General features: G+C 33.0%; 12 protein-coding genes. 9 read left to right on the top strand and 3 right to left on the bottom strand.

Annotated elements, in window-relative coordinates:
- Nucleotides 1-58 precede the first annotated feature (58 nt).
- On the top strand, nucleotides 59-1,654 hold the full coding sequence (locus tag MHH94_RS08875) for an SLC13 family permease (protein ID WP_171992071.1): 1,596 nt from the start codon (nucleotides 59-61) through the stop codon (nucleotides 1,652-1,654).
- Between the two features lie 243 nt (nucleotides 1,655-1,897).
- Nucleotides 1,898-2,308, top strand: coding sequence for a VOC family protein (locus MHH94_RS08870; protein ID WP_048542477.1), 411 nt, complete (start codon nucleotides 1,898-1,900; stop codon nucleotides 2,306-2,308).
- An 82-nt stretch (nucleotides 2,309-2,390) separates the two neighbouring features.
- On the opposite strand, the gene MHH94_RS08865 is transcribed toward MHH94_RS08870, so the two are convergent.
- Nucleotides 2,391-4,082 (bottom strand): Rqc2 family fibronectin-binding protein, encoded by a 1,692-nt coding sequence (locus MHH94_RS08865; protein ID WP_048542478.1) that lies wholly within the window; start codon nucleotides 4,080-4,082, stop codon nucleotides 2,391-2,393.
- A 173-nt stretch (nucleotides 4,083-4,255) separates the two neighbouring features.
- Here MHH94_RS08865 and gmk point away from each other — a divergent pair, with 173 nt between their 5' ends.
- The 4 genes from gmk to priA all read left to right on the top strand — a co-directional run bounded on the left by gmk (nucleotide 4,256) and on the right by priA (nucleotide 8,852).
- Nucleotides 4,256-4,879, top strand: a complete 624-nt coding sequence (gene gmk, locus MHH94_RS08860; RefSeq protein WP_025904573.1) for a guanylate kinase — start codon at nucleotides 4,256-4,258, stop codon at nucleotides 4,877-4,879.
- Nucleotides 4,879-5,079: a DNA-directed RNA polymerase subunit omega gene (gene rpoZ, locus MHH94_RS08855; protein ID WP_048542480.1), complete on the top strand. Its 201-nt coding sequence runs from the start codon at nucleotides 4,879-4,881 to the stop codon at nucleotides 5,077-5,079. Before gmk ends, rpoZ begins: the two co-directional genes overlap by 1 nt.
- Nucleotides 5,080-5,244: 165 nt before the next feature.
- On the top strand, nucleotides 5,245-6,447 hold the full coding sequence (coaBC, locus tag MHH94_RS08850; RefSeq protein ID WP_058591356.1) for a bifunctional phosphopantothenoylcysteine decarboxylase/phosphopantothenate--cysteine ligase CoaBC: 1,203 nt from the start codon (nucleotides 5,245-5,247) through the stop codon (nucleotides 6,445-6,447).
- Nucleotides 6,444-8,852, top strand: coding sequence for a primosomal protein N' (priA, locus tag MHH94_RS08845; protein ID WP_078355685.1), 2,409 nt, complete (start codon nucleotides 6,444-6,446; stop codon nucleotides 8,850-8,852). Before coaBC ends, priA begins: the two co-directional genes overlap by 4 nt.
- Nucleotides 8,853-8,913: 61 nt before the next feature.
- Here the strand turns inward: priA and MHH94_RS08840 are convergent, their stop codons facing one another.
- Nucleotides 8,914-9,177, bottom strand: coding sequence for a YrhK family protein (locus tag MHH94_RS08840; protein ID WP_037587587.1), 264 nt, complete (start codon nucleotides 9,175-9,177; stop codon nucleotides 8,914-8,916).
- Between the two features lie 169 nt (nucleotides 9,178-9,346).
- Nucleotides 9,347-10,231, bottom strand: a complete 885-nt coding sequence (locus MHH94_RS08835) for a nuclease-related domain-containing protein (protein WP_078355686.1) — start codon at nucleotides 10,229-10,231, stop codon at nucleotides 9,347-9,349.
- 163 nt (nucleotides 10,232-10,394) lie between these two features.
- Between MHH94_RS08835 and def the strand changes: the two genes are divergently transcribed.
- Genes def through rsmB form a run of 3 tightly spaced genes read left to right on the top strand, consistent with a single transcriptional unit; the run spans nucleotide 10,395 to nucleotide 13,115 of the window.
- Complete coding sequence (gene def / locus MHH94_RS08830; protein ID WP_058591359.1) at nucleotides 10,395-10,883, top strand: peptide deformylase; 489 nt, start codon at nucleotides 10,395-10,397, stop codon at nucleotides 10,881-10,883.
- On the top strand, nucleotides 10,876-11,808 hold the full coding sequence (fmt, locus tag MHH94_RS08825) for a methionyl-tRNA formyltransferase (protein WP_048542489.1): 933 nt from the start codon (nucleotides 10,876-10,878) through the stop codon (nucleotides 11,806-11,808). The genes def and fmt overlap by 8 nt, the downstream gene beginning before the upstream one ends.
- Nucleotides 11,805-13,115, top strand: a complete 1,311-nt coding sequence (gene rsmB, locus MHH94_RS08820; protein ID WP_177216323.1) for a 16S rRNA (cytosine(967)-C(5))-methyltransferase RsmB — start codon at nucleotides 11,805-11,807, stop codon at nucleotides 13,113-13,115. The genes fmt and rsmB overlap by 4 nt, the downstream gene beginning before the upstream one ends.

The following is a 13,115-nucleotide window of genomic DNA, read 5'->3' as shown; positions in this document are numbered from 1 at the left end:
ATTGCATAAAACCTTTGTTAAAATGTAAACGTATACACTTTTAAAGGGGGCGAAAATTATGAATAAACATGACAATAAGTTTACGAATCAACTTTGGAAAGAAAGTGGACGTACGAAAGAAATGTTAAAATTCTTTTCTGCGGATGCAATGAAAAATCAAAATAAGCCAGATCCTGAATTAAAAGCTTACAATACTGCGCAACTTATCGGATTAATACTAGGACCATTACTATTTTTAGTTGTGTTATTATTTTTTAAAGCAGATGGATTAAGTCAAAATGGTGTCTACGTTATGGCAGCTACTTTATGGATTGCTGTATGGTGGATTACTGAAGCGATTCCTATTCCAGCAACAAGCTTAATGCCTTTATTCCTTTTTCCTTTAGGCGGAATTATGGATAGCGCGACCGTTTCAAGTGCATATGGAGATGATATTGTATTCCTATTCTTAGGAGGTTTCATTATTGCTATTGCGATGGAAAGATGGAATTTACATACAAGAATTGCACTCGTAATTATTAAAAGTATTGGTACGAGTACAGGTAGAATTTTATTAGGGTTTATGATTGCGACTGGTGCTTTGTCGATGTTTGTTTCAAACACAGCAGCCGTAATGATCATGATTCCAATCGGTATGGCAATTATTAAAGAAGCGAATGAATTAACAGCTGAAGGCAATGACAATCACAATTTATCACAGTTTGAAAAATCTTTAGTACTCGGTATCGGTTATGCAGGTACTATCGGAGGATTGGGTACTTTAATTGGGACACCGCCACTTATTATTTTGAAAGGTCAATACGAAAAGATTTTCGGAGAAGAAATTGGCTTTGGTCAATGGATGGTTATGGGTGTACCTACAGTCATTATCTTACTCGCAATAACTTGGGCATATTTAAATTTCGTAATATTTAAACATGATATGAAAGAACTTCCTGGTGGAAGAGAAATTATCACAAGAGAGTTAAAGTCTTTAGGTAAGACGACTTATGAAGAAAAAGTTGTATTCACACTATTCTGTTTAGCAGCATTTTTATGGGTATCTAGAGAATTTTTATTAACACAATTACCTTTTACAGAATTAGTTAAAGATGGCACTATTTCAATGTTCGTAGCAGTAATTCTTTTCTTAATTCCAGCAAGACGCAAATTTGCTAGAATTCTTGATTGGTCAATTGCTAAAGATTTACCGTGGGGCATTTTATTACTATTTGGTGGTGGTTTAGCAGTAGCTTCTGCCATTACAGAAAGTGGATTAGATAAATGGATGGGTAAACAAATTTCAGGATTAGATGGCGTCAATATCATCTTAATTATAGGAATTGTTACGCTGTTTGTATTATTCTTAACAGAAATTACATCTAATACTGCAACGGCTACAATGATCTTACCAATTTTAGCTACAATTGCAGTTGGTATTCATGTTCATCCACTAGCATTAATGATTCCAGCAGCAATGGCTGCAAACTGTGCATTTATGTTACCAGTTGGTACTCCACCAAATGCGATTGTATTTGGTACAGACAAAGTAACCATTCGAGAAATGGCGACAGCCGGATTTTGGTTAAACTTAATCAGCTGTGTGATTATCGTCGGATTTGTATGGTTCATGGTTCCATGGTTATTTGGAATAGATTTAGTAGCAAGTAAATAATTGAAATATAATAAAAAAGAAATGCTTGGACGTTGTTCCAAGCATTTCTTTATGTTGTATTTTAATCCATAAATAGTTTAATAAATATATATCCGACAATGATGATGGCTAACATAATAACGATCGGTAACAATAATGAAAGTGACATAAAATCTCTCCTTTGTCTTTAAAGCTTAATAAGATTATACTAAATAATATACGATTTAAAAAATGATTAAAATCTGTTGATGGAGTGTTTATTCAATGATACCAAAAATTACGACATTTTTAATGTTTAACGGTGAAGCTGAAGAAGCGATTAATTTTTATACGTCTATTTTTAAAGATAGTGAAATTTTAACAATGGTTAAGTATGGTGAAGAAGGACCTGGTGAACCTGGGACTGTTCAACATTCTATATTTAAAATAAATGGACAAATATTTATGGGAATCGATCAAACAAATGGTGTTGAAATTGAGATGAATCCTGCAATGTCATTATATGTAACGTGTGAATCAGCAATGGAAATGGAACATTTATATTCTAAACTTAAATCTGGAGGCGCGATTCTCATGCCGAAAACAGAATTACCACCAACATTTAGAGAGTTTGCGTGGGTTCAAGATAAATTTGGCGTGAACTTCCAACTTGCTTTACCTGAACAACAGTCATAAATGCAATATATAATAGAAAAACTTTCATAACTTATCAGCCTTTGAAAATCATTTCTGGCCAATCAAGTTATGAAAGTTTTTGTTATTTTTTAAGTAATTTTTTAATGTCGTCATAATCAGTCGTGACATAAAGTGTTGTTTGACTGTCGTAAGTGACAAATCCTGGTTTAGCACCACTCGGTTTATGGACATTCTTTATAGCAGTGTAGTCAACAGGGATTTGACCTGATTGACTTGCTTTAGAATAATACCCAGCAATCATTGCCGCTTCTTCGATTGTTTTTTGTGTTGGTTCATCTTCTTGTATGACAACATGTGAACCTGGTATATCTTTCGTATGGAACCATAATTGATTTTTTCTTGCGACACGATGCGTTAAGTAATCGTTTTGTTTATTATTTTTACCTAATAAAATCGTTTGACCATCTGTAGAAATAAATGTCGTTAACGTAATTTTGTTAGAATTTTTCTTTTTCTTATTTTTACGTTTCTTCACAAAACCTTGATCTTCTAATTCTTCTCTAATGTCATCAATATCATCAACAGAAATATGAGCAAGTTGTTGTTCTAATGATTCGAAATATAAGATATTAGATTGTGTCAATTTGATTTGCTTATCTAATTCTATTTCACGTGTCTTAAGTCTGTTATATTGTTTGTAATAATATTGTGCATTCATTGAAGGTGATTTTGTTGGATTTAAAGGTATCGTAATAGGCTCATTGTTATAATAATTAATAGTTTCTAACGATTTGTCGCCTTGTTTAATTTGATACATATTTGCCGTTATTAATTCTCCAAATAATTGTTGCTCATCTTTGTTACGAGCCGCTTCTCGCTCATTAATTAATTTCTCTAGTTTATGGCGATTTTTTTGAAGATGTTGGTCAACAATCTTAACTAAATCTAATGCACGTTGTTTAACACGCTCTCTTTCACCACGTGATTCATAAAATCTATCTAAACATTCATGTAAACTATTAAAGGACATATAGTCATTCCCATATGAATGTAACGGCATAAAATAGAAAATTTCTTTTCCAGTCGAATCATCACTATAAATAACAGGTTTAGGTGATTGTTGTACTTCGTCCATCACTTCATTAAAAGCTTCTACTAATGTTTCTTGATTCATAAATGGTCGTCTAGATGTAATTTCTTTCGTTATAAGTGGACTAAAACCTTCAAATTGTTGAAGGAGCTGTCGGTCAATTTTACCCGAATTAAAATCAATATATTTATTGATATCATCCACTTCGAATGGATTTAATTTCTTAACAGTAGGTGGATATTCATATTTGAAACCTGGCATAATTGTACGAGCGGTATTGGTATTAGGTGTATGATGTTTAAAGCCGTCGATAATTTTACGGTCTCCATCAATTAAAATGATATTACTATGTCTACCCATAATTTCTAATACAATTGTTCGTTTTCTTAAATCACCAATTTCATCTCGAGAATGAACATCGATTTCTACTAATCTGTCATTACCAATTTGTGTAATACTTTGAATAATACCGCCATCTAAATGTTTACGTAGTACTCTAAGAAACATAGGTGGATCGAAAGGATTATCAAATTTTTCAGCAGTTAAGTGAAAACGACTGAAATTTGCATGTGTTGACAATAGTAATTGTTTATTTTTTCGTTCACTTCGAATTGTTAATATAATTGTGTCATTACTCGGTTCAGTAATTTTATGAATTCGCCCAGTTACGAGCGATTGTATATCTTCAACGATCTTTCTAGTAAATAAGCCATCAAAAGCCATTTGCATTCACACCTTTATCAAAAGTCAATTTATTGTAACATGTAAGGGATTAAATGAGTATAATTCTGTTTAATCTTTAAACGTCTCTAGCCATATAGAATTGAAATATGGTAAGATATAAAAAAACAAAATGATAATAAATCGTAAGTATTCATTAGGAAAGGTCGTTTGACATGAACATAGAAAAAGGGTTACTGATAGTGCTCTCTGGCCCATCTGGAGTTGGTAAAGGAACAGTACGTAAATCAATATTTGATGATCCGAGTACGGATTTTAAATATTCTATCTCTATGACTACTCGAAACATGCGTGAAGGAGAAACGGATGGCGTAGATTATTTCTTTAAATCAAGAGAAGAATTTGAAGCTTTAATTGCTGATGACCAATTTATAGAGTATGCTGAGTATGTTGGTAATTACTATGGTACGCCAGTACAATACGTAAGAGATACGATGGATAACGGTTATGATGTATTTTTAGAAATTGAAGTAGAAGGTGCGAAACAGGTTAGAAAGAAATTTCCTGAAGCATTATTTATTTTCTTAGCACCACCGAGTCTTGAGCATTTAAAAGAAAGACTTGTCGGTCGTGGAACTGAATCAGATGAAATCATACAGAACCGTATTCTTGAAGCACGTAAAGAAGTTGAAATGATGAACCTTTACGATTATGTTGTTGTAAACGATGAAGTTGAATTAGCGAAAGAGCGTATTCAAGCCATCGTAGAAGCTGAACACTTAAAAAGAGAACGCGTTGAAGCACGTTACAGAAAAATGATATTGGAGGCAAAAAAATAATGTTATACCCACCACAAAACGAATTAAAAGACAGCATCAATTCTAAATATTTAGTTGTAACAACTGCAGCTAAGAGAGCACGTGAACTACAAGAAAACCCTGACAGTTTATTATTAGATGAATACCGTTCACTAAAAAATGTAGGTCAAGCACTAGAAGAAATAGCAGCACATAAAGTATATGCTAAATTAGAAGACTAATCATTTGAATTAACGAAAGACCTTTTATGTTTGGACGACCAATCCATACATGAAAGGTCTTTTTATTGAATATGTATATTGGAATTTAGATTCATGACAGTCTTTTTTAAAGAATGTATAATAAGTATAAAGTTTAAGAATCGAATTAATCGGAGGACTACACAAATGAAGAATATACTTCTAGCTGTAACTGGGGGAATAGCTGCCTATAAAGCTATAGATTTAACGAGCAAATTAACACAAAGCGGCTATCAAGTGCGCGTCATGTTAACTGAACATGCGAAACAATTTGTGACACCATTGGCATTTCAAGCTATAAGTCGCAATCACGTTTATACAGATACTTTTGACGAAAAAGATGTCAGTGAAATTCAACATATTACGTTAGCTGACTGGGCTGATGCAGTCATCGTTGCACCTGCAACAGCTAATACAATTAGTAAATTAGCAAATGGCTTAGCAGATAACATGGTGACTTCAACATTACTCGCTACGACTGCTCCTGTTTTTATCGCACCAGCAATGAATGTGCATATGCTTGAACATCCTTCTACCGTTGAAAATATGTCTCGTTTAAGAAATTATGGTTATAAATTCATTGCGCCTGGGGAAGGTTATTTAGCTTGTGGTTATGTTGCAAGAGGTAGAATGGAAGAACCGATTACCATTTTGACAATTATTGATGATTATTTTAAAGAACAAGCACAACCACAAACTTTTGCTTTAAAAGGTAAAAATGTACTTGTAACTGCTGGACCAACAGTTGAAAAAGTAGATGCTGTACGCTATTTTACAAATCGTTCAAGTGGAAAAATGGGTTATGCATTAGCTGAGGCTGCAAGAGATTTAGGGGCGAACGTTACGTTAGTAAGTGGAGAAACGAATTTAACACAACCTGTTGGCGTAGAGTTTGTTCAAGTAACAAGTGCTGAAGATATGTTCCAAGCTGTTAAATCGCGTATGAATGATATGGACATGATTATTAAAGCAGCAGCAGTCGCTGACTATACACCAGTTGAAACTTCTGAACATAAAATGAAAAAGAAAGATGGCGACTTACAGCTAACATTTAAAAGAACGGCAGATATCCTTAAATATTTAGGGGAACATAAAGATAAGCAATATTTAGTTGGATTTGCGGCTGAAACGGATAATGTTGAAGAATATGCGATGGGTAAATTGAAAAAGAAAAATGCAGACGTCATCGTCGCAAATCACGTCGCGAATGAGGCAATTGGCTTTAGATCTTCAGATAATGAAGTAGATATGTATTTTGCAAATGGTGATAAAGTACCAATTGCTAAAGCTTCTAAACAAAAAGTTGCCATTAAGATTTTAAATGAAATTACTAGTAGGTGGGAAGATTGATTGCAAATGTAGTCGTAGATATTCCAGCTAAAAATGTCGACAAAATATTTGATTATTTAATTCCGCAAGATATTGTAGATATCGTCAAAGTCGGTGTTAGAGTTGAAGTGCCTTTTGGTCCACGTAAAATTCAAGGATTTGTCATTGGCATAAGTGAAGAATTAACAAGTGACATTGATCAGTCTAAATTAAAATCAATCATTCGTGTTAAAGACTTTAAACCAGAGCTAACAGCGGAACTCATTGAATTGAGTGAATGGATGTCTAACTTTCACTTAGTTAAGCGTATCTCTGCTTTAGAAATTATGTTACCGAGTGCTGTCAAAGCTAAATATCAGAAAGTATATTGTGTTGCTGAACCAGAAGGAATTCCTGCACAATATTTAAATCTTTTTAATAAAGAAGGTATTTTAACATTTGAACAAGCGCAACAACTTCAAATTGTTTCTATTTTAGAAGAATTTGTAGAAAATGATGCGATTATAAAAGATACAATTGTAGGTCAACAACTCACAAGAAAATATGTAACTTGCGTAAGAATCGTACCTACAAATCGATTAGATGAGATTTTAATGTCATTGAGTAAAAAAGAAAAACAACTTGATGTCATGAACTATTTAATTGAGCATAGACGAGAAGATGTCATGCTCAGAACATTAAAAGAAGAAGGCTTCTCAGAATCGAGTATCAATACACTTGTTAAAAATCAAATATTAGAAAAATACGATGGCATCATGAATAGAGATCCGTATGAGCATCGTATTTTTGAAAAAGAACATAATAAAGCGTTGACTGAAGCCCAACATGAAGCTTTTACACAGATTGATGAAGCGGTTCGTAATAATGAATCGAAGACGTTTCTTTTACATGGTGTGACGGGTTCAGGAAAAACAGAAGTATATTTACAAACTATTGAGAATGTACTCAAAAAAGGCGAACAGGCGATTATGCTTGTGCCTGAAATTGCATTAACACCGCAAATGGTTAACCGATTTAAAGCGCGCTTTGGTGATGAAGTAGCTGTATTACATTCCGGTTTATCTAAAGGTGAAAAATATGATGAATGGCAAAAAATAAGAGATGGTAAAGCAAGTGTTTCAGTCGGTGCGAGATCAAGTGTGTTTGCACCATTTGAAAAATTAGGTCTTATTATAATTGACGAAGAGCATGAAGCAACGTATAAGCAAGAAGATTATCCGAGATATCATGCAAGAGAAATCGCGATATGGAGAAGTGAATATCATAAATGCCCAGTCGTATTAGGATCAGCTACACCAAGTCTTGAAACATTTGCACGTGCAGAGAAAAATGTTTATCAATATTTAGGATTGCCAGAACGTGTGAATCAACAGAAAATGCCTGAAATTGAACTAATTGATATGAGGGAAGAACTTCAAGAAGGTAATCGTTCGATGTTCTCTAATGACCTGACAAAAGCCATTCAAGATCGCATTGATAAAGGTGAACAAATTGTATTGTTCTTAAATAGAAGAGGGCATTCATCATTTGTATTATGCAGAGATTGCGGACACGTACCACAATGTCCAAATTGTGATATCTCGCTTACATATCACAAAACACATGATGATTTAAAATGTCATTATTGTGGATACAGTGAACCTATGCCTCAAAGATGTCCAAGTTGTGAAAGTGAACATATACGACAAATGGGTGTTGGCACGCAGAAAGTCGAAGAAATTATTTACGACACATTCGACCGCGCTAAAGTCATTAGAATGGATGTCGATACAACTTCGAAAAAAGGTGCCCACGAAAAATTATTAACAGCTTTCGGAAACCAAGAAGCAAATATTTTGTTAGGAACACAAATGATTGCTAAAGGATTGGACTTTGAAAATATTACATTAGTAGGCGTACTTAATGCAGATACGATGTTAAACTTGCCAGATTTCAGATCGAGTGAAAAGACATTCCAATTACTGACTCAAGTGGCAGGTAGAGCAGGTAGACACGAGAAACAAGGCGAAGTCATGATTCAAACATATAACCCGGATCATTACGCTATCTTAGATGTCACAAGTAATGACTATCTGTCCTTTTATCAAAAAGAAATGAAATTTAGACAAATTGGTAAGTATCCACCATATTATTATCTTGTGAATTTGACCATTAGTCATACAGATATTAAAAAGGTATTAAAAGCATCTAAGCATATACATGGCATATTGTTGCAACACGTTACAACACAATCCTTTGTATTAGGACCATCACCAAGCCCGTTATCACGTATTAATAATAAACATCGATTCCAGATATTAATTAAATTTAAGAACGAACCAGATTTATTAACAGCCTTACAATATTTAGATGATTATTATCATGAGCAATATTTAAAAGATAAACTATCACTAGAGATAGATATTAATCCGCAGATGATGATGTAAATAGAAAGAAACCCGTGAAATGTGAAAACTTCACGGTTTTTTCTTATGATGAGAGCAAATACTAGTTCTCTTTTCTAATTTTACTTATATGAATATCCCTTGAAATTGCAATCAACGGACGAATGAGCATTTGGAAACTACCAATTACAAATAGAACAGTTCCTGCAAAAGTAGTCGATTCATTAAAAAATAAAAAACTACCCGTTATAAATATCATCGCAAGAATGATATCGTTAATTTGATATAGAAATTTATAAAAAGTAACAACTTTAACATCAATATTGAAAATCGTGAATTCTAATTCATTTTTATTTTTAGTGTGCATAATCCTCACCTCAAGTTGATAATATCAATAAATAGATTAAATTCAAGAGATTGATGTATGTGGGGGAATTTTGTTTTATAAGCCGCCCATTATGAACAAGTTTAGCCAGAAGTGTTCATAAGACCATCGTTATGAACAAGTTTGACGAGAAGTGTTCATAAGACTCGCGTTATAAATAGAATTTTTTATTACGAAGTTTCTCAGACTTAAAATGATTATTACAAACTCTTTTTATAGTGTGTGACCTAACTGGATAACACCACTGGATGGCTTCTTCAAATGTAAAGCCGTCTCTTTTTAAATAATAGAGTTCTTTCAAATTGTACAGGACGATTTCTTCGTATTTAATCTTAGAGTGACAGTACATGCAGTTAGAGTAGATTTTATTTTCTATTATTTTGATTGTGTGCATTTTTCTACAACTTGGACATTTTACACCTGCTAAACTGAGATCGAAGTATGGTGTGATTTCTTTTTGATAATAAGTTGAGTGGATTTTCTTGTGTTGTAATAAAAAGTTTAATAGTGCGGGGTTAAACTTTGATGAATGGGATTGTAAGATTTCTTTGATTTGGTTCAATTGATTGAAATAGATAATATTCTGATTATGTGGCCAGGTTCCAACTGGGATAAAATGAGGATTTGTAAAAATGATAAAAGTTTGAATATTTATATGTATACCATTTTGATACAGTAATTTTTCTAATTCGAATTTCATAAATTTTGTTTGTTTAATGGGGGATTTCGTAGTTAATCCGTAACTACTTTTTAAGTAATCTTGTTCGAAATGCCACTCGTCTCTATAATGTTTAATTTCAAATAAGAAAAGTGTATTGTCTGTTGCGACTAAATAATCAATTTGGACATGATGTTGATTACCGAATTCGAAATCGTAAATATAGCTGATGTTAGGTATCGTGTTTAAAAACGATTTGAAATAGCGTTCGCCTTCTTTGCCGTTGTAATATGTGAGAAGATTATTCCTCTCATCTTTCGTTAAAGTCTTCCGAGATTCAAGTGCGAGTAAATATTGATAGTAGTCGGATACGTTCATATAGTATTCCTTTCTGTTATTTATTGGTAACTCAATTTTACTTCGATTACTCAAAAATTTCTATCAAATCAATGTAAGCGACTGTAGATGAATTTTCTCTGTCGCTTTTTATATTGATTTACGTTATAATTATACGATGAGTTTTTAAAAAGGAGCGATAGATATGGCTGTAAAACCACTTGTTACGGTACCAAATCCAATGTTAAATAGAGAAGTTAAAGATGTTGTGACTTTTGATGAGTCTTTAAAAGCATTAATTGCTGATTTAGAGGATACAATGTTTGAAAATGATGGGGTGGGTATAGCTGCACCTCAAATTGGCGTTGATCTTAAAGTTGCGATTGTTGATATGGAGCAAGAAGGTATTTTGCAGCTGATCAATCCAACGATTGTTTCTCAATCTGAAGAAACTGAAGCTGATGTAGAAGGTTGTCTCAGCGTACCTGGTGTCTTTGGAGAAGTGAACAGAAGTAAAATGATTGTCGTGAAAAGTAATGATTTAAATGGTAATCAAGTTGAACTAACTGCATATGATGATATTGCACGAATTATTTTACATGAAGTAGATCATTTATATGGTGAGTTATTCACGGATAAGATGACGAAAGAAATTAGTGAAGAAGAATTAGAGGAGATGTATAAGGATGAGTAAAATTGTATTTATGGGTACACCAGATTTTTCTACAGGCATTCTTGAAATGTTAATCGAAGAACATGAAGTGATTGCAGTTGTTACTCAACCTGATCGTCCGGTAGGTAGAAAAAAAGTACTGACACCACCTCCTGTTAAAAAAGTAGCAGTTGAACATAATATTCCAGTATATCAACCTGAAAAATTAAATCATTCACCAGAATTAGAAGAGATTATTAATTTACAACCTGATTTAATCGTTACTGCAGCATTTGGGCAGCTATTACCAAAATCATTATTAGATGCGCCAAAATATAAAGCAGTTAATGTACATGCTTCATTGCTACCTAAATATCGCGGTGGTGCTCCGATTCATTATGCAGTTATGAATGGTGAGAAAAAGACAGGCGTAACAATTATGTATATGGCAGAAAAATTAGATGCAGGTAATATTATTAGCCAAGATGAAATCGACATTAAAGAGAACGACACAGTAGGAGATGTTCATGATCAACTAGCAGTACTCGGTACAGCATTATTGAAACGAACTTTACCTACTATTTTTAATGGAACAAATGATAGCATTCCTCAAGATGAATCACTTGTAAGTTTTGCTTCTAATATTTCAAGAGAAGATGAAAGAATTGACTGGACACAAGATGCTGAATCAATCCATAACCATATAAGAGGATTATCACCTTGGCCAGTTGCTTATACAACGATGAATGATAAAAATATGAAATTGTGGCGCAGTGAAATTGTAAGAAATGTTAAAGGTAATCCAGGAGAAATTGTTGAAACAACTAAATCAGCTATTATAGTAGCAACAGGCAGTGAAGATGGTGTTGCTTTAACTGAAATACAATTAGCAGGTAAGAAACGTGTGCAAACACGAGATTATTTAAGCGGATTACAATCAAAAATTGATGGGACTAAATTAATATGATGAAAAACAATGTAAGAAACGTTGCATTAACGATTCTAGATGATGTACTGACAGGTGAAGCATATAGTAATCTACAACTTAATGAAGCGATAAAAAACGAAGCCGTATCTAAAAAAGATGTTGGATTATTAACGGAACTTGTATATGGTACTTTACAAAGAAAAATCACTTTAGAATATTTAATTGAGCCTTTTATTAAGACGAAGTTAAAAGGTTGGATGAAACGTCTATTAATCATGAGTGCATATCAATATGTATATTTAGATAAAGTTCCAAATCACGCGATTATCAATGAAGCTGTTAATATTGCTAAAGTACGCGGTGATTTACACAATAGTAAAGCAATCAATGCGATTCTTAGAAATTTCATGTCTACACCATTAAGAACATTAGATGAAATCAAACATGATGATAAGAAACTTTCAATTGAGGGTAGTGTACCTTTATGGTTAACAAAACATTGGATTACACATTTTGGATATGAAAAGACGAGAGAAATGTGTTTACTCAGTTTAACACCGCCAGATACAACAGTAAGAGTGAATACAACACGCATATCTGTTGAAGATGCAGTTGAAAGATTACAAAGTAATGGTTATACTGTCGAAATAGATAAAGACATAGAAAGATGTTTACATGTTAAAGGTGAAGCTATTGTAAATGATAGATTATTTAAAGATGGTTTATTATCTGTACAAGATAAGAGTTCAATGTTTGTAGCAGAAATTTTGAAACCGAAACCGAATAGTACAGTGTTAGATACATGTAGTGCACCAGGTGGTAAGGCTTGTCATATCGCTGAAATCATGAATCAAACTGGTCATGTTGATGCATTTGACATTCACCCACATAAAATAGATTTAATTGATTTTAATATCAAAAAATTAAGACTTAAAAATGTAACAGCAGCTGTACATGATGCCACTCAGCCTTTTGATCAAACATATGATTACATCCTTGTAGATGCACCTTGTAGTGGATTTGGTGTCATGAGAAGAAAGCCTGAAATTAAGTATGACAAGACGTCAAAGGATGTTGAATCATTGTGGCACTTACAATTAGAAATCCTTGAAAATGCAAGTAAATCTCTCGCACCTAATGGAGAACTTGTGTACTCAACTTGTACAATCGAACAAATGGAAAATGAAAATGTTGTTTATTCATTCTTAAAAGCAAATCCAGAATTTGAATTCGCACCATTTATAGATCCAAGAACAAATCAAGAAACTAAAACATTACAGCTACTACCTCAAGATTATAATTCAGATGGTTTCTTTATTACTAAAATTAAGAGAAAGGAAAGTTAA

The organism is Mammaliicoccus sp. FSL K6-3158, from assembly GCF_038005105.1.
GTDB classification, from domain to species: Bacteria; Bacillota; Bacilli; order Staphylococcales; family Staphylococcaceae; genus Mammaliicoccus; species Mammaliicoccus sciuri.
Note: the sequence above shows the minus strand (reverse complement) of the source record. Positions and strands in the feature narration are given on the sequence as shown.

What these genes read in the sequence shown, in the direction of transcription:
- MHH94_RS08835 (WP_078355686.1), bottom strand. Translation starts at nt 10,231, where the DNA reads ATGAACGTATCCGACTACTATCAATATTTACTCGCACTTGAATCTCGG.
- fmt (WP_048542489.1), top strand. Translation starts at nt 10,876, where the DNA reads ATGAGTAAAATTGTATTTATGGGTACACCAGATTTTTCTACAGGCATT.
- MHH94_RS08865 (WP_048542478.1), bottom strand. Translation starts at nt 4,082, where the DNA reads ATGGCTTTTGATGGCTTATTTACTAGAAAGATCGTTGAAGATATACAA.
- def (WP_058591359.1), top strand. Translation starts at nt 10,395, where the DNA reads ATGGCTGTAAAACCACTTGTTACGGTACCAAATCCAATGTTAAATAGA.
- rsmB (WP_177216323.1), top strand. Translation starts at nt 11,805, where the DNA reads ATGATGAAAAACAATGTAAGAAACGTTGCATTAACGATTCTAGATGAT.
- MHH94_RS08875 (WP_171992071.1), top strand. Translation starts at nt 59, where the DNA reads ATGAATAAACATGACAATAAGTTTACGAATCAACTTTGGAAAGAAAGT.
- rpoZ (WP_048542480.1), top strand. Translation starts at nt 4,879, where the DNA reads ATGTTATACCCACCACAAAACGAATTAAAAGACAGCATCAATTCTAAA.
- gmk (WP_025904573.1), top strand. Translation starts at nt 4,256, where the DNA reads ATGAACATAGAAAAAGGGTTACTGATAGTGCTCTCTGGCCCATCTGGA.
- MHH94_RS08840 (WP_037587587.1), bottom strand. Translation starts at nt 9,177, where the DNA reads ATGCACACTAAAAATAAAAATGAATTAGAATTCACGATTTTCAATATT.
- MHH94_RS08870 (WP_048542477.1), top strand. Translation starts at nt 1,898, where the DNA reads ATGATACCAAAAATTACGACATTTTTAATGTTTAACGGTGAAGCTGAA.
- coaBC (WP_058591356.1), top strand. Translation starts at nt 5,245, where the DNA reads ATGAAGAATATACTTCTAGCTGTAACTGGGGGAATAGCTGCCTATAAA.